The sequence below is a fragment of the Aminobacter sp. BE322 genome (assembly GCF_050433525.1).
Lineage (GTDB): Bacteria > Pseudomonadota > Alphaproteobacteria > Rhizobiales > Rhizobiaceae > Aminobacter.
On the sequence record NZ_JBNPXB010000019.1, the window covers coordinates 15,850 to 38,688 of the forward strand.

Below are 22,839 nucleotides of genomic sequence, written 5' to 3' on the forward strand. Positions count from 1 at the left end.
CAACGACGCCCCGACGCGGCCGATTCTCGGCCGCGTCGGAGCATCTTGCCCGCCATGCAGCACGAAACCTACCGGCAGACCGAAGTTCTCGCGCCGGCGGCGGCATGGAACCAAGTCACATCTGATCGTTGTAAGGTTCCTTCATTTGGCCGACTTGGCGCGCGAGCGTCGAAAAGGACGGTACGTTCGGTAGCTGGGAGCGATTGGCCAGTTCCAGCAATCTGATCGGAAAGTTGATGGCGTCCCGGTTCGACGGGGACATGCCTTCCGACCGGTCCTCGGCGGTTTCGGTCGCCTCGACCTTTCGCAAGGCGACATCGATTTCCAGGCGCGTCAGCACTCCCTTGTCGACAAGCAGGCGGTTGATTGCGGCGACGGCCATGAGCAGGCCTTCGAGTTGCAGATTGGCGACGTTCATAGTGCTTCCTCCTTCGGTCGAGCAGGAGACGCATGCACAGCTGATCCATGCCCGACCATCCGCTCAGTGAAGCTATCCGTTGTGGACCTTGCGAGGAAACCCACGCCGGCAGCTTTGCAGCAGCTGGCGGAAGTGCATGCGTTGCAAGGCCGACGAATAACCACAAGCATGCCTGTAGGTTCCAGCAAACTCGCCGCTGTCAACAGAGCTGTTGACGTTGCGTCAACATCACTTGCGCCATTGGGCAGTACCGCTATAGCTTGCCTCCCGGGCAGGCGGCCAGGCGACATATTTTGGGAGAATGCAATGACCGCCACCGAAGCCAATGAAGGCTTGGTTGAGCTTACTGCCGATCTTGTGACGGCCTATGTTTCCAACAATCAGATACCGACTACGGTCCTTCCCGAGCTGATAAGCGACGTTCACGCAGCTATCGCGCGGCTGCGAGCAAAGAAAGGCGACGCGAACGAGCATTTCACCGCTTCTGTCGGTAGACCCGCAGTTCCCGTCAATGCGTCCGTTCAGCATGATCATCTGGTCTGCCTGGAGGATGGCAAGAAATACAAATCCCTGCGTCGTCACCTGCGCGAGGAGCATGAGCTGACATTTGAAGGCTATCGGGAGCGTTGGAATCTGCCGGAGAACTATCCCTCGGTCGCCGCCGCGCACAGTGCAAAGCGATCGGAACTCGCAAAGACGAGTGGACTGGGAAAGAAGCGCAAGACAAAGCAACGCAACTGACAGCCACACCTATCCGGACGGGCGCTTGGCCAGCGGAGCGTTGCCAGCTTAGCCTAGTCTAGCATGTTCGATGTTCCCGAACTCCGAAAGGTCTGCCGTCGTGCCGGCAGACCTTTCCCTTGATCTCAGCCCAACCCACCAAAGCCAGCGCACTCAGCTCCCGAGTGCCTTGAGCCATTCTTCAAAGGAAGAGGCCTTCTCGTGCCCGGCAAGCGAAACAGGGTGGGAAGGAAGCGCCAACAGCGCCGCATTCCGACATTCGCGGGGGCTGTAGCCGAACTCCTTGCTGAATGCGCGGCTGAAGTTGGCTGCCGAACTGAACCCGACGGTTTCGCCGATGGCGACAATGCGCCGGCTGTCGGTCAGATCGCTGAGCGCGACATGAGCCGCCATCAACCGCCGGCTTTGAATGTAGTGGAGAACGCCACCACTTGGCTCGAACAGCTGGTAGAGGCGCGTACGCGATACGCCAAGCGCCCGGCACATCGAATCCGGCGTCAGGTTGGCCGCATGCAGATTGTGGTGAACATATCGGCGCGCGCGCTCCATGAGTGCGACACCCGCCAATTGTTCTGCGGCCGCAGCATGTTCCGCTGGCGGCGCCAGGCAGGCAACGATCATGCTGCGCGTGGCATGCACGATGCGGGGCAAATCTTCAGCCGCGAGACTGCGCAGTCTTGCCTCGATGCTGTTGACGTAGTCGACTAGGAGATTGGCGAGGTTGCCGGACAGAATGGAGTTGTTTTGTGCGTCAAGGGTAGCCGATGCATCACTGAACAGATCACGCGGCAAGTAAAGAACGAGGCTCTTGGAATCTGTTGCTCGCCCGCGAAACGGGTGGCCGAGAGATCTGATCTCCAATCTTTCCGGCGCGCATTCCGCGACCCTGCCATCGACCTCCGTCCACGACTGGCCGGAATGCCGCAAGACAAGATGCCAGTGATCGATCGAACTGGACCGAAGCTTCGCAGCAGAACGCACGTAGCTGTGTGCCGGTGCGCACTGTTGGACGATCAGCATGCCAACGAGGTTCCAGGCTATGTGGTCGGCTGGGAAGCCGTCGGCCAGCGACCTGTCGTCTGGCAGCCTGACCTCGACAAGCGGTGACATGTGCGCCTGCCAGGCGGCGAATTGATCCTCTGGAGCCAATTCACGCGTTGAAAACGATAAAGGTTCAAGCACCGGCGCAAGTGACGGAGCAGCCTCACCGTCACGTTGCACGTCGCGCGGCCAGCGACGTCGATCACCGTCGAGTGACGGCACCGGCCTCGCCATTGCCTCGTCTTGCCTTTTGGCGTCCCCGTCGCCTGGTGCCATATCGAGTTCCGGTATGCCCATGCCCTTAAAGCATGTGGTGCTTCGCAGGCATATGGCAAGACTTCGCGTTGATATGGCCCTTCCGAGAGACCAGGCGCAACGCGCTGCCTGCGATAGCGAACCTTGGTCGACCAGGCCGGCGACCACACTGACCTGAAGCGTGAGAAATGCACTCCGGGACAAGTATCAGGATGCGACGCTAACGACTCCCCGAAGCCTTGGGCGTATTCACTCAGGCATGGCGGATGCGTGGCTGAGGAGGTCTCGAAATGAAAGCAAGGATCAAAGGAGAAGCTCGTCGCAAGATCATCCTTGATGGATACGTCAAGAATGAACCTCTGAAGGATATTGCGGCCAGGATCGGATGTTCTCTGGCAAGTCTGAAAGTCAGCGCCAGCAAGCTTGGCTGCACTCGAACCTACAAGGATGCGGCGGCATTTCGGCGCGGCTTCCACGTCCCGGAAGACAAGCGAGCTGATTACTATCAACTGATGGTATATGGCGGGTATAGCGCCCATGAGTGCGCAGAGATTTTGGGGTTGTTGACAGTCAAGCTGCCAAGCCCGGGACAAACGGGCTGCGAGACTGAATTCCAGAATCCGACGGCGCCGGAAGCAGACACTTGCACCCCGGCTTACGCCCCGGGCGCAAGCCGCTCTTTCGACGATGGATCGGTCAGGCGCGGCCGTTCGACCCGAGTCCTTCGCTCAGGTGCCACGCGGCACTTTTGATCCGTGAGCTGGCGTCATCCGATGACGCCGAGCCAGGCTCGATCAATTCCGTATGTCCTGCGACTTTGATGCCGGTTCCAAAAATGCGCGACCGGTCATGGCGGACTGCGCGCCATGACCAGTCGCGGCCCCCTCAGGCGACTGCCGCGCGCCCGCGGATCAACTTCAACCAGGGCCCCGCGTGGAAGGCGCTCATCAGCAGGTACATCGTGACCATCCCGCTCAGCGGCGAAGCGTCCGTGGCCGAGCAGATCATTTCTGCCGCGCTGCCGCTGTGGATGCCGATCAGCAGCGCCATCGTGGCGAAGGCTGGCGCCGCCGCCAGCGCCAGCCAATCTGGCAACCCGAAGGCTGAAGCGCCCTGGCTGGTCGCCTCTTCGCCGCCGAACCTGTCGCAACAGGCCGGGTTCATGGCTTCGCCCCCGCGTTCTGCTCTCGGAAGGCTGCTTCTCCGGCATCCGACACCTCGATCCACTTCTTGTCGGGCGCCGCATCGGCGACGTAGCTGTCGTGCCAGTTCCACCACTTGTAGGTCGGGGTCTGGGGATAGCCCTCGGGCGAGTCCTCCCAGACCTCCTGTCGGCCGAGCGGCGTGATGTCGAGGTAGTTCCAGGTGTTCCCCATCTGCTCGTCGCCACGATTGTTGAGGAAGTAGGTGCGGAACACCCGTTCGCCGTCTCGGAAGAACACATTCGTGCCGTGCCACTCGTCCACGCCGAAATCTGCATCGAAGCCGTCCGTGATGGTGAACCACGGCATCTCCCAGCCCATCCGTGCCTTCAGCCGCGCGATGTCCGCCTGCGGCGCACGCGAGATGAAGACGAGGGTGGTATCCCGGGCATTCAGGTGGGCGACGTGGGCGATCTGGTCGGCTACCATGGAACAACCACGGCAGGCATGGTCGGGCCAGCCATAGACCCCGGGCTCGAAGAAGGCCCGGTAGACGATCAGCTGGCGCCGGCCGTCGAACAGGTCGAGCAGGCTGACCTTGCCCGCCGGCCCTTCGAAGGCATAGACCCTCTCCACGGCCATCCAAGGCATGCGTCGCCGCTCGGCCGCCAGGGCATCCCGGGCGCGGCTTTGGGCTTTTTCCTTCGCCAGAAGCTGCTTGCGGGCATCTTCCCACGCCTGCGGCGACACGACCGGTGGCGTATGCATGGCAGTCTGACTGCCTTTCCGTCCGTTTTCGGCTGATGTAGTCATGGCTTTGGACCTCCTGGTTGTGGTGATTTCCCGCGCCCAGCGGCTGAAGCGCGTTTTCCGTTTGCGCCTCGTCGCATCGTCGGCGTCGAGACAGTTTTGGCACCGGAAGATCGAAGGGTGGGAGTAACAAGTGTGACGGGATTGCCATGGACTCGCTGATCACGGCCGCCGCACACTCCCTTGCCGTGGGCGATCCCCTGCTCGCATTGAAGCGGATCGCGCTGCGCGACGATGCACCCGCCCTTGCGCTGCGCGGCATCGCAATGGCCCAGCTCGGCGATCTCAATCGAGCGAAGGATCTTCTCAGGCGAGCCACCCGCGCATTCGGGCAGAAGGATTCGGTTGCGCGTGCGCGCTGCGTGGTCGCCGAAGCTGAGATCGCCCTGGTTTCGCGCGACCTCACCTGGCCTGCCAAGGCGCTCGATGCGGCACGGACAGTGCTCGAACGACGCGGCGATCGCATCAACGCCGCACACGCAGGCGTTCTCGCGGCCCGCCGCCTGCTGCTGATCGGCCGTCTCGATGAGGCCGGGCGCCTGCTTTCCGAAGTTGATCCGGCGCCGCTCTCGCCCACGTTGAGAGCCGCCTACGAGCTGGCGGCGGCGGCGCTTGCAATCCGGAAGCTGAGGACGAAAGAGGCACGTTCAGCACTGCGCAGAGCCGGGTACGAGGCGCAGGCGGCCGGCATTCCGGCACTCATGGCGGAAGTGGAAAGCGTCTCACTGCTGATGACGCAGCCCTCGGCGCGTGTCGTCGCGCGCGGACAGGAGCGTTTTCTCATCCTGGAGGAGGTCGAGGCGCTGCTGGCTTCGGACGCGTTCGTCATTGACGCCTGCCGCAACGTCGTGAGGGGCGGCGGAACGACGGTTTCACTTGCGACACGCCCGGTGCTGTTTTCCCTTGCACGAGCGCTGGCCGAAGGGTGGCCCGGGGACGTCAGCCGCGATGCGCTCGTCAGGCGCACCTTCCGGGCGAAGCACGCAGATGAATCGCACCGTGCCCGACTTCGGGTGGAAATCGGGCGGCTACGCGCGGAAGTTGGAACGCTGGCTGAGGTGAGCGCGACGGACCAGGGCTTCGCACTTTCGCCGCGATCCGCGAGCGACGTCGTCGTGCTGGCTCCAAGCGCCGAAGAACAGCATGCCGAAGTTCTCGCCTTGCTCGCCGACGGAGAGGCTTGGTCGAGCTCGGCCCTGGCGATTGCGCTTGGCATCAGCCCGCGCGGCGTGCAGCGTGCACTCGAGCAGCTTTCGAACTCAGCCAAGGTGCAGTCCTTCGGGCGCGGGCGCGCGCGCAGATGGATGACGCCGCCCGTGCCGGGGTTCCCGACAACACTGTTACTCCCCGGTCCGCTGCCAAGCGGCTAGGATCAGAGCTGACTGACGATCCCATGAGTATGAGCCGATGAAACACGCCAATGCTGAAATCCTTCAGGAATACGGTCCCTTTCCGGGGGTCAACCACGTGGGTGGCGTCACCTTCGACGGCCACCACGTCTGGTTTGCATCCGGCAACAGGCTGAACGCCCTCGACCCCACCAGCGGCACCATAGTCCGCACCATCGATGTCGCCGCGCACGCTGGAACGGCCTTCGACGGCCGGTACCTGTTTCAGATCGCCGACGACCGCATCCATAAGATCGATCCGGAAACCGGCAATGTCCTCTCCAGCATCCCCGCACCCGGAAGCGGCGGCGATTCAGGCCTTGCCTGGGCGGAGGGGACCCTGTGGGTCGGGCAACATCGCGGCCGCAAGATCCACCAGGTCGACCCCGATACCGGCATCGTTCTGCGCACCATCGAGTCCAATCGTTTCGTCACCGGCGTGAGCTGGGTGGACGGCGAACTCTGGCACGCCACCTGGGACGGTGACGGGAGCGATGTGCGGCGGATCGATCCCGACACCGGAAGGGTCCTGGAGATGCTCGATATGCCGCCGGATGTGGGGGTATCGGGGCTGGAATCCGATGGCGGCGAGCAATTCTTCTGCGGCGGTGGAGACAGCGGGAGGGTAAGGGCCATCCGGCGCCCGCACGGGACCAGGTGACGGCCGATACTCCCAACGCGCACCGGCGCCGTATCGAGCCGACATGCCGGAAAAAGCTTGGTTCGCCGGCGGCGTCACCATGCAGATCGTGCCGGCTTCCCAGCCGGAGATCGAACAATCGGCATGCTCGGCCAGCCCACCCTCGCCCAGTCGGCCAAGGTCTTGCGAAGGAACGCACGCCACCCGAACTTCTAGGTCGTCCGGCAGCGCTTCATTCGTCCTTTCGGACGATGGAAGCATTCCTGAAAGCGTCGGTTTGAACTGCCGATCCGAAGAAGGCGTGCTCGGGAAGGCCTGCACACTCTTTGACGCGACTAAGCTGGAACCTGTTGATCGGTTCGCGCGGGAACAGTATCCATTTTGTCGACAAGGAGAAGAGCATGACCAAGAAAGAAAAGGCTGGTGTTCCCGAACGCAAGCGCGGCTCGGGCGTGAAGGTGGTCTACGACCTTTTGCGCGACGAGATTCTCGACCTGGTGCTGCCGCCGGGCAGCCCGATCGACGAGGTGCAGCTGGCCGAGCGTTTCAAGATGTCGCGCACGCCCATCCGCGAGGCGCTGGTGCGGCTGGCCGGTGAGGGTCTGATCGATACGCTGCCCAACCGCTCGACCATGGTGTCGAACATCGACTTCCTCAACATGCACACCTATTTCGACGCGCTGGTGCTGATGTACCGAGTAACGACTCGTCTCGCCGCGCAGCATCACCGCGCCGAAGACCTGAAGATCATCCGCGCCCATCAGGCCGAGTTCGCAGCCGCCGTTCAGGCCCAGGACGCTTTGGCGATGATCGCCACCAACGCGGCGCTGCACCAAGCGATCTCGGAGGCCGGGCGCAACCCGTACTTCACCAGCCTGTTCAACCGGCTGCTCGACGAGGGGCGGCGCATCCTGAGGCTCTATTACCAGTCCTATGAAGACCGGCTGCCGCAGCGTTTCGTCGACGAGCACGAGGACATGATCGCCGTCATCGCCGCCCGCGACGTCGACGCCGCCGACCGGCTGGCCAAGGCGCATGCCGAGCAGATCGTGCACCAGATCCAGAAGCTTTTCACCCGCGACCAGAGGCTTGAAGTGGCATTGTGAGATCGTTGTCGATTTCTTGTCGACAAATAAAATGCAAAGCGTATAATCGGTGGCGAGGGCACTGATACGTCGCCGTTTGGCGTGGCGATCGTGCCGATGACAGGCCCCAAGAGGAGTTTGAGATGAAGGCCAAGATTTTTTCCGGCGTAATTCCCGCACTGATGACCCCCTGCAAGGAGGATCGCACCCCCGACTTCGACGCGCTCGTCCGCAAGGGCAAGGAGCTGATCGCGCAGGGCATGTCGGCCGTCGTCTATTGCGGCTCGATGGGCGACTGGCCGCTGCTCACCGACGAGCAGCGTATGGAAGGCGTGGAACGCCTGGTGAAGGCGGGCGTGCCCGTCATCGTCGGCACCGGCGGCATCAATAGCGCCTCGGCGGTGGCCCATGCCGCGCACGCCCAGAAGGTCGGCGCCCACGGCTTGATGGTGATCCCGCGCGTGCTGTCGCGTGGTTCTTCGATCACCGCCCAGAAGGCGCATTTCAAGGCGATCCTGTCGGCTGCCCCCGATCTGCCGGCCGTCATCTACAACAGCCCCTACTACGGCTTCGCCACCCGCGCCGACCTGTTCTTCGCGCTGCGCGCCGAGCACAAGAACCTGGTCGGCTTCAAGGAATTCGGCGGACCGGCCGACATGCGCTATGCGGCCGAGAACATCACCAGCCGCGACGACGGCGTCTCGCTGATGATCGGCGTCGACACCGCCGTCTTCCATGGCTTCGTCAACTGCGGCGCGACGGGCGCCATCACCGGCATCGGCAACGTGCTGCCGAAGGAAGTGATCCACCTCTGCAACCTGTCGCAGGCCGCTGCCGCCGGCGACGTCGACGCCCGCCAGCGCGCGCTGGAGCTCGAGCAGGCACTGGCCGTGCTGTCGTCCTTCGACGAAGGTCCCGACCTCGTCCTCTACTTCAAGCACATGATGGTGATGAAGGGCGACAAGGAGTACACGCTCCACTTCAACGAGACCGACGCCCTGACCGAGAGCCAGCGCGGCTATTGCGAGGCGCAGTTCAAGCTGTTCAACAGCTGGTACGCCGAGTGGAGCAAGCTCCCCGGCGCGGTCGAGAAGTACAAGGACTGATCCAGTCCTGACCTGAATGCAGAAAGGCCCTCCCGAGCGATCGGGAGGGCCTTTTTCGTTTGGGCTGAGGGGTGAAGGTCGAGGTGCGCCCGTCGACCCCCACTCCGCCTCGCTTCGCGAGGCACCTCTCCCCCGATCGACGGGGGAGAGGAAGGGCGTCGAGCCTGTGGCGGCTATGGAAATGCACACAGGAGTACCCCAATCCTTAGCCCCTCCCTACGAGGGCAGGGAGCGGGTCGGATGCGCGGCAACGAACCATCCCGCCCATCGGCGGGGGGGCCAAGATAGCCTGTGGAGCGGTAACGTAAGGCGCAGAGCGCGCGGCCGGCCTTCCTCTCCCCCGTCGACCGGGGGAGAGGTGGTTTGCGCAGCAAACCGGAGTGGGGGTCGACCCTGCTCCTCTCAGGAAACTGCGTCGAGGCCCAGCTCGAGAAGCCGGTCGAGCTGCTCCATCTCGGCGGCGTTGAGCACGATGCCTTCTGCCTCTGATTTGGCGCGGGCGACGTAGCGGCGCTGCGACGGCAGGCGGGCACCCTGGCCCGCAATGGCCTCGAACAGCGTTTCGGCGCGGGCGAACGGGTCGCCGGGGCGGCCGGCGGCGAAAGCCTTGGGCGAGAAGGCGAGGATGAGCTCGCCATGCGGCGGGGCCAGCGTCGTGGTGCCGAGATAGTCGAGCACCTCGGGGCTGGTGAGGTCGCCGATCATGATGCCGGCGAGCAGCTCGATCATGGTGCCGATGGCCGAGCCCTTGTGGCCGCCGAAGGGCAGCATGGCGCCGGCGAGGGCTGCCACAGGATCTGTGGTCGGGTTGCCTTCGGCATCGATGGCCCAGCCCTCGGGCAAAGGCTTGCCGGCACGGCGGTGCAGCTCGATCTCGCCGCGCGCCGCAACAGAAGTGGCGAAGTCGAAGACGTAGGGCGGCTTGCCTTCGCGCGGCCAGCCGAAGGCGAAGGGGTTGGTGCCGAGCAACGGCTTGTTGCCGCCAGATGGCGCCACAGACGCATAGCTCGGGCACATGACGAGACCCGCGAGCCCCTGTGCGGTGATCGCCTCGACCTCCGGCCAGAGGGCGGAGAAATGGGTGCAGTCGTTGATGACGAGTGCGGCGAGGCCGAAGGTACGGGCGCGTTCGACGAGCGCCGGCAGGCCGAGCTCGAAGGCAGGGTTGGCGAAGCCGCTCCTGGCGTTGACCCTGACGATGGCCGAGCCCTCCTGCTCCACGAGCTCCGGCTCGGCGTCGGGCCTGACCTTGCCGGCCTTGACCGTGCGCAGCGTACCTTCGATGCGGTAGATGCCGTGCGATTTGCAGGCATCGCGCTCGCCGGCGACGATCACCCGAGCCAGCGCGCCCGACTGGACGGCATTCAGCCCTGCCTTGCGGAAAATCGCCTCGACGCGCTCGTGCAGCGCGCTGATCGGCAGGGCTGTGGTCTCACTCATCTTGTCTCTCTCATCCATGGCGTTGCCCGACGGGCGGGCGATGCGGTTGAATTTTTGCATACATAGAGTATACAAATATTCGACAAGTGCAATTCGACTGTGCGCCGCTCGCCCGGAGCGGCGCACAGTCACCAAGAAAGGAACGTCGCATGGCCTTCACCCCCAAAGGAAAACACCTCGTCGCGGGCGAATGGCTCGACGGCGCCGGCACCTTCGCCAGCACGCCGGCGCATGGTCCGGTGCATCAGTTCGCCACTGGCACGGTGGAGTTGGTCAACCGCGCCTGCGCGGCGGCCGAGGACGCGTTCTGGAGCTACGGCTATTCGACGCGCGCCGAGCGCGCGGCGTTCCTGCGTGCCATCGCCGACGAGGTCGAGGCCCGGGCCGCCGAGATCACCGAGATCGGCAGCCAGGAAACCGGCCTGCCGGAAGCGCGCCTGCAGGGCGAGCGCGGCCGCACCACCGGCCAGTTGCGCCTGTTCGCCGACCATATCGAGAAGGGCGACTATCTCGACCGCCGTCTCGACGCGGCCCTTCCCGAGCGCCAGCCGGCGCCGCGCCCGGAAATTCGTCTGATCCAGCGGCCGGTCGGCCCGGTCGCCGTGTTCGGCGCCTCGAACTTCCCGCTCGCGTTTTCGACCGCCGGTGGTGACACGGCGGCGGCGCTTGCCGCCGGCTGCCCGGTGGTGGTGAAGGGCCATTCGGCCCATCCCGGCACCGGCGAGATCGTCGCCCAGGCGATCGCGGCGGCAATTGCCAGGACCGGCGTCCATCCGGGCGTGTTCTCGCTGATCCAGGGCGGCAGCCGCGAGGTCGGCCACGCGCTGGTGCAACATCCGCTGATCAAGGCCGTGGGCTTCACCGGCTCGCTCGCCGGCGGCCGCGCGCTGTTCGATCTTTGCGCGCAGCGTCCGGAGCCGATCCCGTTCTTCGGCGAGCTCGGTTCGGTCAATCCGATGATGATGCTGCCGGAGGCGCTCGAGGCGCGCGCTGAGGCGCTGGGCCAGGGCTGGGCAGGATCGCTGACCATGGGCGCCGGCCAGTTCTGCACCAATCCCGGCATCGCCGTGGTGATCGACGGCACTGATGCCGACCGCTTCGTCCGTGCCGCGACCGAGGCTCTGGCCAAGGTCGGCCCGCAAACCATGCTGACCGACGGCATCGCCAAGGCCTATCATGACGGCACGTCGCGCTTTGCCACGCGCAACACGGTGAAGCCGCTGCTGACTACGGAATCCTCGGGCCGTAGCGCAACCCCGAACCTGTTCGAGACGACGGGCGCGCAGTTCGTTTCCGACCATCTGCTCGGCGAAGAGGTGTTCGGGCCGCTCGGCCTCGTTGTCCGGGTCGGCTCGATCGACGAGATGGAGCACATCGCGCGCGGCTTCGACGGCCAGCTGACCGCGACCATCCACATGGACGCAGGCGACCTAGAGGCTGCCCGCCGCCTGCGCCCGGTGCTCGAGCGCAAAGCCGGCCGCGTGCTGGTCAACGGCTTCCCGACCGGCGTCGAGGTGGTCGATTCCATGGTCCATGGCGGGCCTTATCCGGCCTCGACCAATTTCGGCGCCACCAGCGTAGGCACCATGTCTATCCGCCGCTTCCTGCGGCCGGTGTCCTACCAGAACATGCCGGAAGGCCTGCTGCCCGAGGACTTCCAGGGCTGATCGGAATTGCACGCCTGGACCGGGCCTTCCCTTGCGGGAGGCCCGGTCCAGGCGGCGTCGGAAGCCGACATACCATATACTTTTTGTATACGACTTGTATTTTTGAATTGATTTACGCTCCTCGACGGGGAATAGTGCGCCGCCGTCAACCGACAGACCTACTCAGGGAGAGAGTGTGACAATGAAGATTTCGGTTCTCGCCTTCGGCCTCATGGCCGCCACCGCACTGACCGGCCAGGCTCACGCCGACAAGCTGGACGACATCATCGCCTCCGGCACGCTGCGCTGTGCCGTCGTGCTCGACTTCCCGCCGATGGGCTCACGTGATGCAAGCAACAACCCGATCGGCTTCGACGTCGACTACTGCAACGACCTGGCCAAGGCGCTCGGCGTCACCGCCGAGATCGTCGAGACGCCGTTCCCCGAGCGCATCCCCGCGCTGATGTCGGGCCGCGTCGATGTCGGCGTCGCCTCGACCTCCGACACGCTGGAGCGCGCCAAGACCGTCGGCATGACGGTTCCCTACTTCGCCTTCGAGATGGCCGTCACCGCCAACGACAAGACCGGCATCAAGTCGTTCGAGGACATGAAGGGCAAGGTCGTGGGCGCCACCGCCGGCACCTACGAGGCCATCGCGCTCGAAAAGCAGGTCAAGGAATGGGGTGCGGGCGAGTTCCGTCCCTACCAGACGCAGGCCGACGTGTTTTTGGCACTGAGCCAGGGCCAGCTCGACGCCACCGTCTCGACCTCGACCGTCGCCCAGGCCAACGTGAAGACCGGCAAGTTCCCCGGCGTCTCGGTGGTCGGCAAGGCGCCGTTCGACATCGACTACGTCGCGCTGTTCACCAACCGCGAGGAATACGGCCTCATCAACTACCTCAACCTGTTCATCAACCAGCAGGTCCGCACCGGCCGTTACAAGGAACTCTACGAGAAGTGGGTTGGCGGCGAGCTGCCGGCCCTGTCGGTGAACGGCGTCTACCGCTGATCTGACCGTTTCTTGGCGGCGCGAGGCTCAACCTCGCGCCGTTGATCCTTTCCGAAAGGCGAGACGGCAATGTTCAACTACACCTTCCAATGGAACCAGGCGCTCAAGGCCCTGCCGCTGATGCTCGACGGCGCGCTGGTCACGCTGCAGATCGCGGTGCTGTCGATGGTCATCGGCATGGCTCTTGCGATCGCGCTCACGCTGTTCCGGCTGTCCGGCAACCGCCTGCTCGGCGGCTTCGCCACCGCATGGGTCGAGGTGGCGCGTAACACGCCTGCGCTATTCCAGATTTACATGGCCCATTTCGGCCTCGGCAATTTCGGCATCTACCTGAGCCCGTTCACGGCTCTCTTGGTCGGTATCGCCTTTAACAATGCCGGCTATCTGGCCGAGAATTTCCGCGGGGCGCTGAAGGCCATCCCCGAGACCCAGGCACGCGCCGGGCGCTCGCTGGGCATGACCTCGCTGCAGGCCTTCCGGCTGATCGTGATGCCGCAGATGCTGCGCGTCGCCTTCCTGCCGGCCACCAATCAGATGGTCTGGGCGATCCTGATGACCTCGCTTGGCGTCACCGTCGGCATGAACACCGATCTCGCCGGGGTCACGCAGGAGCTCAACGCCCGCTCGTTCCGCACCTTCGAGTTCTTCGCCATCGCCGCGGTGATCTACTACGTCATCGCCAAGGTGGTGACGCTGGGCGCCCGCTTCTTCGCCGCGCGCATGTTCCGCTATTGAGAGAGGTGAGAGATGTTCAACACTGCCCTCTCATGGGGTGACCTGGCCTTCCTCGCGCAGGGCGCGGGGATGACGCTTGCCGTCACCGCCGTTTCCGTCGCCGCCGGCACCGTTCTCGGCATCCTGTTCGGTGTCATCCGCTTCCAGTTCGGCCCCTACTGGGCCGCGCCACTCACCTTCCTGCTCGACGTGTTCCGCTCGGTGCCACTGCTGATCCAGCTGGTTCTGGGCAATGCCCTGCAGGCCATCATGAAGCTGGGCTGGGCCCCTTTCACGACGTCCTGCGTGGTGCTGTCGCTCTACACGGCCGCCTACTGCACCGAGATCGTGCGCGGCGGCATCGACTCGGTGCCGACCAACACGCGCCGCGCCGCCCGCTCGCTCGGCATGAGCTGGTTTCAGGACATGCGCTACATCGTGTCGCCGCTCGCCATCCGCGTATCGCTGCCTTCGTGGATCGGGCTGACCCTCGGCGTGATGAAGGACTCGGCACTCGTGCTCTGGCTCGGTCTGATCGAGCTCCTGCGCGCCTCGCAGATCCTCGTCACCCGCCTGCAGGAGCCGCTCTTCATCCTGCTGATCTGCGGCGCCATCTACTTCATCATCAGCCTTCCCATCGCCCGACTTGGCGGGTATCTCGAGAAACGGTGGTCCCCCAATGATTGAGATCGAAAACGTTCGCAAATCCTTCGGCCAGCTGGAGGTCCTCAAGGGCATCGACCTCACCGTCCAGAAGGGCGAGGTCGTCACCATCATCGGCGGATCGGGCTCGGGCAAGTCGACGCTGCTCACCTGCATCAACGGCCTGGAGTCGATCGCGGCCGGCCGCGTGGTGATCGACGGCACCGATGTTCATGCCAAGGGCACCGACCTCAACAAGCTGCGCCAGAAGGTGGGCATCGTCTTTCAGCAGTGGAATGCCTTCCCGCATCTGACCGTGCTGGAGAACGTCATGCTGGCGCCCCGCAAGGTGCTCGGTCTCTCCAAGGAAAAGGCCGAGGAGATTGCGGTGAAGCAGCTGACCCATGTCGGCCTCGCCGAGAAGCTTTCGGTCTATCCGAACCGCATGTCGGGCGGCCAGCAGCAGCGCATGGCGATTGCCCGTGCGCTCGCCATGTCGCCCACCTACATGCTGTTCGACGAGGTGACCTCGGCGCTCGACCCGATGCTGGTGGGCGAGGTTCTGGACACGCTGCGCATGCTCGCCTCCGAAGGCATGACGATGATATGCGTGACGCACGAGATGAAGTTCGCGCGCGAGGTCTCCGACCGCGTCGCCTTCTTCCACCAGGGCGTGATGGCCGAGATCGCGCCGCCGGAACAGCTGTTCGACGCGCCCCAGCACGCCGAGACCAAGAAGTTCCTGGCCGCAACGCATTGAGGGCATGATGGAAGAGCAGGCCGACGTCATCGTCATCGGAGCAGGAGTTGTCGGGCTCTCGGCGGCGATTGCCGCGCAGGCACGCGGCCTGAAGGTCATGGTGCTGGATCGCGAGGGGCCGGCAGCCGGCGCCTCGGCCGGCAATGCCGGGGCCTTTGCCTTCACCGACATCCTGCCGCTGGCGTCGCCCGGTATCCTCAAGAAGGCGCCGAAATGGCTGCTCGACCCGCTCGGGCCGCTGTCGGTGCCGCCGGCCTACGCCATGCAGATCGCGCCGTGGATGTTCCGCTTCTGGCGGGCCTGCTCGCCGAAGCGCGTCGCCCACTCGACCACCGCCCAGACGGCGCTGATGGACCTGTCCAAGGCCGAGCTCGAACTCTTCCTGCACCAGACCGGCACGGCGCCGATGCTGCGCAAGGAGGGCAACCTGCAGGTCTATGAGGGCGAGGCCGAACTGAAGGCCTCGTTGCCGGGCTGGCAGGCAAGGGAACAGCACGGCATCGAGTTCCATCATCTCAATGCGGCCGAGATGGCCGAGATCCAGCCGGGTCTTGCCCAGCGCTTCACCCATGGCACGTTCACGCCTGGCTGGTTCTCGATCTCGGACCCCAGGCTCTACACACTCGAGCTGGCCGAGCATTTCCGCAACTCGGGCGGCACGATCGAGCGCGCCGAGGTGACCGCACTTCGACCGGTCGGTGACGGTGTCGAGATCGTGACGGCGGACGGCAGCGTCCGCCGCGCCGGCAAGGTCGTGCTGTCGGCCGGTGCCTTCTCGCACCGGATCGCCAAGACGCTCGGCGAGAACATCCCGCTCGAGACCGAGCGCGGCTACAACACCACGCTGCCATCCGACGCCTTCGACCTGCGCACGCAAGTGACCTTCGGCGGCCACGGTTTCGTCGTCACGCGGCTTTCGACCGGCATCCGCGTCGGCGGTGCGGTCGAACTCGGCGGGCTGAAGCTTGCGCCGAATTTCCGCCGTTCCGAATCCATGCTGAAGAGGGCGCAGGCCTTCCTGCCCGGCCTCAAGTCCGGCGGCGGCGTGCAGTGGATGGGCTTCCGCCCGTCGCTGCCCGACAGCCTGCCGGCCATCGGCACCGCGCGCGCCAGCCAGCGCGTCGTCTACGCATTCGGCCACGGCCATCTCGGCCTGACCCAATCGGCGGGCACTGCCCGGATCGTCGCCGATCTCCTGACCGGCAAGACGCCCGCCATCGACATCGCATCCTTCTCGCCTCAAAGATTCTGACAGGGGTCTCGACCATGGCCAACCATACCTTCTCGTGCATCGACGGACACACGTGCGGCAATCCCGTCCGCCTCGTCTCGGGCGGCGGTCCGCGCCTCGAGGGCGCCAACATGCTGGAAAAGCGCGCGCATTTCCTGCGCGAGTTCGACTGGATCCGCACCGGCCTGATGTATGAGCCGCGCGGCCACGATATGATGTCGGGCTCGATCCTCTATCCGCCGACGCGGCCCGACTGCGACGTCGCCGTGCTGTTCATCGAGACCTCGGGCTGCCTGCCGATGTGCGGCCACGGCACCATCGGCACCATCACCATGGCGATCGAGAACGGCCTGATCACCCCGCGCGAGCCGGGCAAGCTGTCGATCGACGCGCCGGCCGGCAAGGTCGACATCACCTACCGCCAGGAGGGCCGCTTCGTCGAGGAAGTGCGCCTCACCAACGTTCCGGGTTTCCTCTATGCCGAGGGCCTGACCGCCGAGGTCGAGGGCCTGGGCGAGATCGTCGTCGACGTCGCCTATGGCGGTAATTTCTACGCCATCGTCGAGCCGCAGAAGAATTTCCGCGACATGGCCGACCATACCGCCGGCGAGCTGGTGGGATGGAGCCCGAAGCTGCGCGCCGCCCTCAACGCCAAGTACGAGTTCGTCCACCCCGAGCACCCGGCGATCCAGGGCCTCAGCCACATCCAGTGGACCGGCAAGCCGACGGTCGAGGGCGCGCATGCCCGCAACGCGGTGTTCTACGGCGAAAAGGCCATCGACCGCTCGCCCTGCGGCACCGGCACGTCGGCGCGCATGGCGCAACTCGCCGCCAAGGGCAAGCTGAAGGTCGGCGACGAATTCTGGCATGAATCGATCATCGGTTCGATCTTCAAGGGCCGGGTCGAGGCAGCCGCCAAGGTGGCCGGTCGCGATGCGATCATCCCGTCCATCGCCGGCTGGGCCCGCCAGACCGGCATCAACACCATCTTCATCGACGACCGCGATCCCTTCGCGCACGGCTTTGTCGTGAAATGAGCAGACAACTGCCTGCGCGCAGCATTCTCGGCGGCACGGCCAGCGGGCCGGTCATCGCCTCCGGCGAGGCGCTGAGCTTCTGGGGCGGGGTCAACCCCGCCACCGGCAGCGTCATCGACGTACACCACCTGCTGCACGGGACGTGCCTCACCGGCAGCATCCTGATGATGGCGTCGAGCCGCGGCTCCTGCACCGGTTCGGGCGTGCTGCTCGACCTGGTCCTGACCGGCCGCGCGCCCGCGGCGCTCGTGTTCTCCGAGGCCGAGGACGTGCTGACGCTGGGCGCGCTGATTGCTTCCGAGCTGTTCGGCAAGCCGCTACCCGTGTTGCGCCTGGCGCCGGAGGCCTATGAGGCGCTGTCGCGGGCCAAGTCCGCACGCATCACCGACACGACGATCGAGGCAGACGGCCTAGTGCTGCCGATCAGCCCTCCCGCGACCTCGGAGCTTGAACTCACCGAGGCCGATCGCGCCATGCTCGACGGCCGCGACGGCGTGGCCGTACAGCAGGCGATGCGCATCATCGTGGCCATGGCCGCCCAGCAGGGCGCGCGCGGGCTGGTCGACGTCACTCAGGCCCATATCGACGGCTGCATCTATGCGAGTCCCGCCAACCTGACCTTCGCCGAGAAGATGGCAGACATGGGCGCACGTGTCCGCGTGCCCTCGACGATGAATGCCATCTCCGTCGACCGCGCCAACTGGCAGGCACAGGGCGTTGCGCATGATTTCGGCGATCCGGCGGCGCGCCTTGCCGACGCCTATGTGCGCATGGGCTGCAAGCCGACCTTCACCTGCTCGCCCTATCTGCTCGACAGCGCGCCGGGCAAGGGCGAGTCCATCGCCTGGGCCGAATCCAACGCCGTCGTCTTCGCCAATACCGTGCTTGGCGCCCGCACGGCGAAGCATCCCGATTTCCTCGACCTCTGCATCGCGGTGACCGGCCGTGCGCCGCTGTCGGGCGTCTATCTCGACATCCACCGCAAGGCGCGCCGCGTCATCGACGTCGAACCGCCCGCAGCCGTGGACGACGCCTTCTGGCCGCTGGTCGGCTATCTCGCCGGCAAGGCAGCACCCGACCGCATCCCGCTGCTGCGCGGGTTGGCCGCGGGCAAGCCATCGCGCGACGACCTCAAGGCGCTGTGCGCGGCCTTCGGCACGACCTCTGCCGCACCGATGCTGCATATCGAGGGCGTGACATCGGAGGCCGAGGGCGCCGCCGCCGATGATGCGGATCGCGTGGCGATCACGCGGACCGACACGCTCACCGCGTGGCAGACGCTGAATGCCGGCCCGGAAGAGGTGGAGTTGGTCGCCATCGGCAGCCCGCACGCCTCGCTCGACGAATGCCGGGCCCTGGCCGAGGTTCTCGCCGGCCGTAGCCGCAAGCCCGATGTCGCCGTCATCGTCACCGCAGGCAACCAGGTGATCTCGGACGCCCGCGCCGACGGCACGCTGGCGAAGCTCGAGGCCAGCGGCGTGCAGGTCCTGCCCGATCTCTGCTGGTGCTCGATCTCGGAGCCGTTGTTTCCGACGCGGACGCGCGCGGTGATGACCAATTCCGGCAAATACGCCCATTACGGTCCCGGCCTGTCGGGCCGCGCGGTCCGCTTCGGCAATCTCGCCGATTGCGTTGCTGCCGCTCTCACCGGCCGCGTGCCCGAGCGCCTGCCGGACTGGCTTTCCTAGAGGTTTTTCGCGCAGTTTCCCGATGGACCGCATCCGTCGGCAATTGCCCTGAGGAGGTAACATGCGCAGCACGAAAACCATCCACGTGATCTCGGCCCACGCCGAAGGCGAGGTCGGCGACGTCATCGTCGGCGGCGTCACGCCGCCGCCCGGCGACACGATCTGGGAGCAGAGCCGTTGGATCGCCCGCGACAACACGCTGCGCAACTTCGTACTCAACGAGCCGCGCGGCGGCGTCTTCCGGCACGTCAACCTGCTGGTGCCGCCGAAGCACCCGGAGGCGGATGCCGCCTTCATAATCATGGAACCCGAGGACACCCCGCCGATGTCGGGCTCGAATTCGATCTGCGTGTCGACGGTGCTGCTCGACAGCGGCATCCTGCCGATGCAGGAGCCGGTGACCGAGATCACGCTCGAGGCCCCCGGCGGGCTGGTCCGCGTGCGTGCCGACTGCCGCAACGGCAAGGCCGAGCGCATCTATGTGCGCAACCTGCCTAGCTTCGCCGAGAGGCTCGACGCCAAGCTCGAGGTCGAGGGGTTGGGCACGCTCAACGTCGACACCGCCTATGGCGGCGACAGCTTCGTCATCGTCGACGCCGCAGCCCTGGGCTTCGGCCTCAAGGCGGACGAGGCGCACGATATCGCCAGGCTCGGCGTGAAGATCACCAATGCGGCTAACGCCGCGCTCGGCTTCCATCACCCCGAAAACCCCGACTGGAAGCATTTTTCCTTCTGCCTGTTCGCCGGCCCGGTCGAGCGTACGGCCGAAGGTCTTCGCGCGGGTGCCGCGGTGGCGATCCAGCCTGGCAAGGTCGACCGCTCGCCGACGGGTACGGCGCTTTCGGCCCGCATGGCGGTGCTGCATGCCCGCGGGCAGATGGGGCTGGAGGACAGCCTGACCGCTGTCTCCGTGATCGGCTCGACCTTCTCGGGCCGCATTGTCGGAACGACCCAAGTCGGCGGACGCCCGGCAATCCTGCCCGAGATTTCCGGGCGCGCCTGGATCACCGGCACCCACCAGCACATGCTCGACCCGTCCGACCCCTGGCCGGAAGGCTATCGCCTCACGGATACCTGGGGCGCCCGCTGATGTCGCGCCAGCCGCTGGTCTAGACATCCGCAACGAGTTCTGCAGTCGGCATCACTGTGCTTGTCGACTCAGGCTGGCGATCGGTTCCGTCTATGCCTGCGGAAACCGACAGCGCGGTGACCGGTCGCGGCTGCTCTTGTCCATCGACGACAACCTTGTCGACGAGTTCGCTCGCAAACGAAATGAGACCGCGAACGCGGCCTGCTTCATGCAGGGGCTCGGGATAGTGCCAGACAAGATCGGGATAGAGCCTGCCTTTCAGCTCGACGTTGTAGTAGTTCGCCAAGCCTTTGTAGGGGCAGCGGCTGACCGTTGCGCTCGGCTGCAGGATGCCGGACAGCACATCCTCGATAGGCAGGTAGTAGCGTGTCGGCAGCCCCGTCTCGAACAGGAGGTGCGCTCGACGCGTCTCTGCAACCATGCCGCCCCCGAGATAGATCTGGACGTGCCGGCTTGACGGCAGGATATCGACGCGGCGAAACGGATCGCGGGGATGGACGAATATCTCTTCGTCCTCCTCGAGCCAGCGATCCGCCTTCGGCCAGTCGAAGCTAGCGTAACCGGAGAGATCCGGGCACCCTGCCACCGCCCCGTCGTAGCGCCACATCAGGTTTTCGATCCTGCCAGCCGGTGTCTGAAGTGAATAGTAGGTTGCGGTTCCCTTGAAAGGATCACCAGCAAGCTGGCCACTTTCGACCATCAGATCGGTGCGTATGTCTTCGATCGGGAAATAGTAGACGGGCAGGTGGTCCGATTCGTAGAGAAGCACGCCGCGGACCGTGTCGGCGATCACGGCGCCTCCAGCCTCCACGCGTAGGCGCTTTTGAACCGCTATGGGAAACAGCACGTATCCCGGCTCGAATTCGAACTGAACGACACTGTCGAGCGGCGGAATATGCGGGCCGCGGCCCCTGAGATGTTGCTGGCGCATCCTTCGGTCTCCTTGCACTTAGAACGGGGCCCGAGAGCCCCGTGAAGAATTTCGCGGCGCGTGATCGGACGACCCTGGATTGCCTGGTCCGACGCGACGCCGTCGGACCGCATGATCCTTCCAGACGAAGGCTACTTCTTCCGAAATAGCGGCATCGCCTACCACTATCCTCAGCGCAGAGGTGGGAGGCTGCGACAAGGAGACTTCCGGCGTCGTGGCAACGGCCCCTCTGCAGCTCCCGCAAGGTGCGGCGGTCCGGGGACATCCCGGACCGGCTGTGATATCATCGCGCGGAGCTTGGAGCCCGGCGGATCGAGGTGTCCGCGCGGCTTGAAAGCGTCAGGTGCCTAGCCGGGGCAGGAAAATCGGCTGTGGCACGTGTTGTCGCCTCATGGTGCCGCCGAATGGAGCTTTTCCTCGCGCTGGGCCTCATCGTCCTCAAGGTCGCATTCCTGATCGCGGCGCTGCTTTTGCTGCCGCTGCCCCTGACTTGGCTCGAACGCAAGATCGCAGGGCACATGCAGCAGCGGATGGGGCCGATGCGGGTGGGCTGGCACGGCCTGCTGCAGCCGCTCGCGGACGGCATCAAGCTGCTGGCGAAGGAAGACCACATCCCTTCGGACGCCGACCGGCTGCTGTTCAAGCTGGCGCCGATCCTCGCCCTTGCCCCGCCATTCGTGGTGTTCGTCGCAATTCCCTTCGGCGAAAGCGTTTCGGTGCTCGGCACCGAGATCACGCTCTATGCCTCGAACATGAACGTGGCGCTGCTCTTCGTCCTGGCGGTAATCGGCATCGAGGTCTACGGCGTCATCTTCGGCGGCTGGGCCGCAAACAGCAAATACGCCGTGCTCGGCAGCCTCAGGACCTGTGCCCAGATGATCAGCTACGAGATTCCCATGGGCTTCGCGGTCATCGGCGTCGTCATGTTGGCGCAGTCGATGAGCCTGCTGGACATCGTGCGCGCCCAGGCCGATGTCTGGAACATCGTCTACCAGCCGATCGGCTTCTTCGTGTTCTTCGTGGCGGGCATGGCCGAGGCCCAGCGCATCCCCTTCGACCTGGCGGAGGCGGAAGGCGATCTGGGTGCCGGCTTCCACACCGAATACAGCGGCATCCGCTTCGCGTTCTTCATGGTCAGCGAATACGCCATCATGCTGCTGATCTCGGTGCTCACGGTGGTGCTGTTCTTCGGCGGCTGGAACGGCGTGCTGATCCCGCTGCCGCCGCTGCTCTGGTTCCTGATCAAGGTAGCGTTCTTCGTCTACCTGTTCATCTGGCTGCGTTTCACCTTGCCGCGCTATCGCTACGATCAGTTGATGGCAATCGGCTGGAAAGTCTTGCTTCCACTCTCGCTGGCGAACATAATCGTGACTGGTGTTGCCTTTCTTTAGGGCCATGGTGTTCCATGGCGAGACGGCGATGTCGCGTGTGGCAGACAGTAGCGGAAAATGGATCGGCTGGACGTACTTCGCCGATCTAGGCAAAGCGCTGGCACTTACGCTCAGCTACATGTTCTCCAGATCCGTGACCATGCAGTATCCGGACAAGGAGAAGTGGCTGCCCTACCCGCGGTATCGCGGGCATCACTTCCTGAAGCGCGACGACGAGGGCGAAATCAAGTGCGTGGCCTGCGAACTCTGCGCGCGGATCTGCCCCTGTTATTGCATCGAGGTTGTCCCTTACGAGGATGACAAGGGCAACCGGCGCCCCGCGAAATTCGAGATCGACATGAGCCGCTGCCTGTTCTGCGGGTTGTGCGAGGACGCCTGCCCGGCGGACGCGATCGCGCTCGGCCAAGAATACGAATTCTCGAGCTTTTCCTCGCGCGACCTGGTGGTTGGGCGCGACGATCTGCTCGCGAAGCCAGGCAAGGCGGCGACAGGCGGCGCCGTAGTCGCGGCGCAGCTCCGGACGGCCGGGCAGGATGTGCGCGTCGAGGCCAGCGAGCACCAGGGCTACAACTGGTGGCGCAATATCCGACGGAGGTGAAGGCGTCCAAGCTGCCGTGCCGGAGCCACAGACGGG

23 protein-coding genes are annotated in these 22,839 nt (G+C 64.9%); 17 read left to right on the top strand and 6 right to left on the bottom strand.

All coding sequences use genetic code 11. The annotated features are described in order from the left end of the window. Positions 1 to 115 precede the first annotated feature (115 nt). Entirely contained in the window at positions 116 to 418 is a 303-nt protein-coding gene (locus J2X50_RS21065; RefSeq protein ID WP_429097858.1) for a hypothetical protein, read from the bottom strand. Positions 419 to 724: 306 nt separating this feature from the next. Between J2X50_RS21065 and J2X50_RS21070 the strand changes: the two genes are divergently transcribed. Further along, positions 725 to 1,159, top strand: coding sequence for a MucR family transcriptional regulator (locus J2X50_RS21070; RefSeq protein ID WP_429097859.1), 435 nt, complete (start codon positions 725 to 727; stop codon positions 1,157 to 1,159). A gap of 153 nt (positions 1,160 to 1,312) precedes the next feature. On the opposite strand, the gene J2X50_RS21075 is transcribed toward J2X50_RS21070, so the two are convergent. Next, positions 1,313 to 2,476, bottom strand: coding sequence for a helix-turn-helix domain-containing protein (locus J2X50_RS21075; protein ID WP_429097860.1), 1,164 nt, complete (start codon positions 2,474 to 2,476; stop codon positions 1,313 to 1,315). 269 nt (positions 2,477 to 2,745) lie between these two features. Here J2X50_RS21075 and J2X50_RS21080 point away from each other — a divergent pair, with 269 nt between their 5' ends. Beyond that, positions 2,746 to 3,207: a hypothetical protein gene (locus J2X50_RS21080; RefSeq protein WP_429097861.1), complete on the top strand. Its 462-nt coding sequence runs from the start codon at positions 2,746 to 2,748 to the stop codon at positions 3,205 to 3,207. A 133-nt stretch (positions 3,208 to 3,340) separates the two neighbouring features. On the opposite strand, the gene J2X50_RS21085 is transcribed toward J2X50_RS21080, so the two are convergent. Both J2X50_RS21085 and J2X50_RS21090 read right to left on the bottom strand, forming a co-directional pair. Then, positions 3,341 to 3,619 (bottom strand): hypothetical protein, encoded by a 279-nt coding sequence (locus J2X50_RS21085; RefSeq protein WP_429097862.1) that lies wholly within the window; start codon positions 3,617 to 3,619, stop codon positions 3,341 to 3,343. After that, on the bottom strand, positions 3,616 to 4,410 hold the full coding sequence (locus J2X50_RS21090) for a DUF899 domain-containing protein (RefSeq protein ID WP_429097863.1): 795 nt from the start codon (positions 4,408 to 4,410) through the stop codon (positions 3,616 to 3,618). Before J2X50_RS21090 ends, J2X50_RS21085 begins: the two co-directional genes overlap by 4 nt. A 146-nt stretch (positions 4,411 to 4,556) precedes the next feature. Here J2X50_RS21090 and J2X50_RS21095 point away from each other — a divergent pair, with 146 nt between their 5' ends. From J2X50_RS21095 to J2X50_RS21110, 4 genes are all read left to right on the top strand, one after another. Continuing rightward, positions 4,557 to 5,777 carry a helix-turn-helix domain-containing protein gene (locus J2X50_RS21095; protein ID WP_429097864.1) on the top strand — a complete coding sequence of 407 codons (1,221 nt, stop codon included), beginning with the start codon at positions 4,557 to 4,559 and terminating at the stop codon, positions 5,775 to 5,777. Between the two features lie 37 nt (positions 5,778 to 5,814). Further along, the gene (locus J2X50_RS21100) at positions 5,815 to 6,456 is read left to right on the top strand and encodes a glutamine cyclotransferase (protein ID WP_429097865.1); all 642 of its coding nucleotides are present in this window, start codon (positions 5,815 to 5,817) and stop codon (positions 6,454 to 6,456) included. 380 nt (positions 6,457 to 6,836) lie between these two features. After that, the gene (locus J2X50_RS21105; protein ID WP_429097866.1) at positions 6,837 to 7,541 is read left to right on the top strand and encodes a GntR family transcriptional regulator; all 705 of its coding nucleotides are present in this window, start codon (positions 6,837 to 6,839) and stop codon (positions 7,539 to 7,541) included. Positions 7,542 to 7,663: 122 nt separating this feature from the next. Continuing rightward, on the top strand, positions 7,664 to 8,626 hold the full coding sequence (locus tag J2X50_RS21110) for a dihydrodipicolinate synthase family protein (RefSeq protein ID WP_429097867.1): 963 nt from the start codon (positions 7,664 to 7,666) through the stop codon (positions 8,624 to 8,626). Positions 8,627 to 9,028: 402 nt separating this feature from the next. On the opposite strand, the gene J2X50_RS21115 is transcribed toward J2X50_RS21110, so the two are convergent. Further along, on the bottom strand, positions 9,029 to 10,066 hold the full coding sequence (locus J2X50_RS21115) for an Ldh family oxidoreductase (RefSeq protein ID WP_429097868.1): 1,038 nt from the start codon (positions 10,064 to 10,066) through the stop codon (positions 9,029 to 9,031). A 149-nt stretch (positions 10,067 to 10,215) separates the two neighbouring features. Between J2X50_RS21115 and J2X50_RS21120 the strand changes: the two genes are divergently transcribed. From J2X50_RS21120 to J2X50_RS21160, 9 genes are all read left to right on the top strand, one after another. Continuing rightward, on the top strand, positions 10,216 to 11,733 hold the full coding sequence (locus tag J2X50_RS21120; RefSeq protein WP_429097869.1) for an aldehyde dehydrogenase (NADP(+)): 1,518 nt from the start codon (positions 10,216 to 10,218) through the stop codon (positions 11,731 to 11,733). Between the two features lie 181 nt (positions 11,734 to 11,914). Further along, entirely contained in the window at positions 11,915 to 12,721 is an 807-nt protein-coding gene (locus tag J2X50_RS21125) for a transporter substrate-binding domain-containing protein (RefSeq protein ID WP_429097870.1), read from the top strand. Between the two features lie 69 nt (positions 12,722 to 12,790). After that, a complete protein-coding gene (locus J2X50_RS21130; RefSeq protein WP_429097871.1) occupies positions 12,791 to 13,456 on the top strand; it encodes an amino acid ABC transporter permease in 666 nt (221 codons plus the stop codon). Between the two features lie 12 nt (positions 13,457 to 13,468). After that, positions 13,469 to 14,122: an amino acid ABC transporter permease gene (locus J2X50_RS21135; RefSeq protein WP_429097872.1), complete on the top strand. Its 654-nt coding sequence runs from the start codon at positions 13,469 to 13,471 to the stop codon at positions 14,120 to 14,122. Beyond that, positions 14,115 to 14,837: an amino acid ABC transporter ATP-binding protein gene (locus J2X50_RS21140; RefSeq protein ID WP_429097873.1), complete on the top strand. Its 723-nt coding sequence runs from the start codon at positions 14,115 to 14,117 to the stop codon at positions 14,835 to 14,837. Before J2X50_RS21135 ends, J2X50_RS21140 begins: the two co-directional genes overlap by 8 nt. A gap of 4 nt (positions 14,838 to 14,841) precedes the next feature. Then, positions 14,842 to 16,089 (top strand): NAD(P)/FAD-dependent oxidoreductase, encoded by a 1,248-nt coding sequence (locus J2X50_RS21145; protein WP_429097874.1) that lies wholly within the window; start codon positions 14,842 to 14,844, stop codon positions 16,087 to 16,089. Positions 16,090 to 16,103: 14 nt separating this feature from the next. Continuing rightward, positions 16,104 to 17,105, top strand: a complete 1,002-nt coding sequence (locus tag J2X50_RS21150; RefSeq protein WP_429097875.1) for a 4-hydroxyproline epimerase — start codon at positions 16,104 to 16,106, stop codon at positions 17,103 to 17,105. Beyond that, complete coding sequence (locus J2X50_RS21155; RefSeq protein WP_429097876.1) at positions 17,102 to 18,793, top strand: aconitase X; 1,692 nt, start codon at positions 17,102 to 17,104, stop codon at positions 18,791 to 18,793. The genes J2X50_RS21150 and J2X50_RS21155 overlap by 4 nt, the downstream gene beginning before the upstream one ends. A 61-nt stretch (positions 18,794 to 18,854) precedes the next feature. Next, entirely contained in the window at positions 18,855 to 19,883 is a 1,029-nt protein-coding gene (locus J2X50_RS21160) for a trans-3-hydroxy-L-proline dehydratase (protein ID WP_429097877.1), read from the top strand. A 19-nt stretch (positions 19,884 to 19,902) separates the two neighbouring features. Here the strand turns inward: J2X50_RS21160 and J2X50_RS21165 are convergent, their stop codons facing one another. Then, entirely contained in the window at positions 19,903 to 20,814 is a 912-nt protein-coding gene (locus J2X50_RS21165) for a DUF427 domain-containing protein (protein WP_429097878.1), read from the bottom strand. A 404-nt stretch (positions 20,815 to 21,218) separates the two neighbouring features. Between J2X50_RS21165 and nuoH the strand changes: the two genes are divergently transcribed. Together nuoH and J2X50_RS21175 are read left to right on the top strand one after the other, a co-directional pair. Then, complete coding sequence (gene nuoH / locus J2X50_RS21170) at positions 21,219 to 22,205, top strand: NADH-quinone oxidoreductase subunit NuoH (protein ID WP_429097879.1); 987 nt, start codon at positions 21,219 to 21,221, stop codon at positions 22,203 to 22,205. Positions 22,206 to 22,233: 28 nt separating this feature from the next. Next, positions 22,234 to 22,803: an NADH-quinone oxidoreductase subunit I gene (locus tag J2X50_RS21175; RefSeq protein WP_429097880.1), complete on the top strand. Its 570-nt coding sequence runs from the start codon at positions 22,234 to 22,236 to the stop codon at positions 22,801 to 22,803. Positions 22,804 to 22,839: the final 36 nt, after the last annotated feature.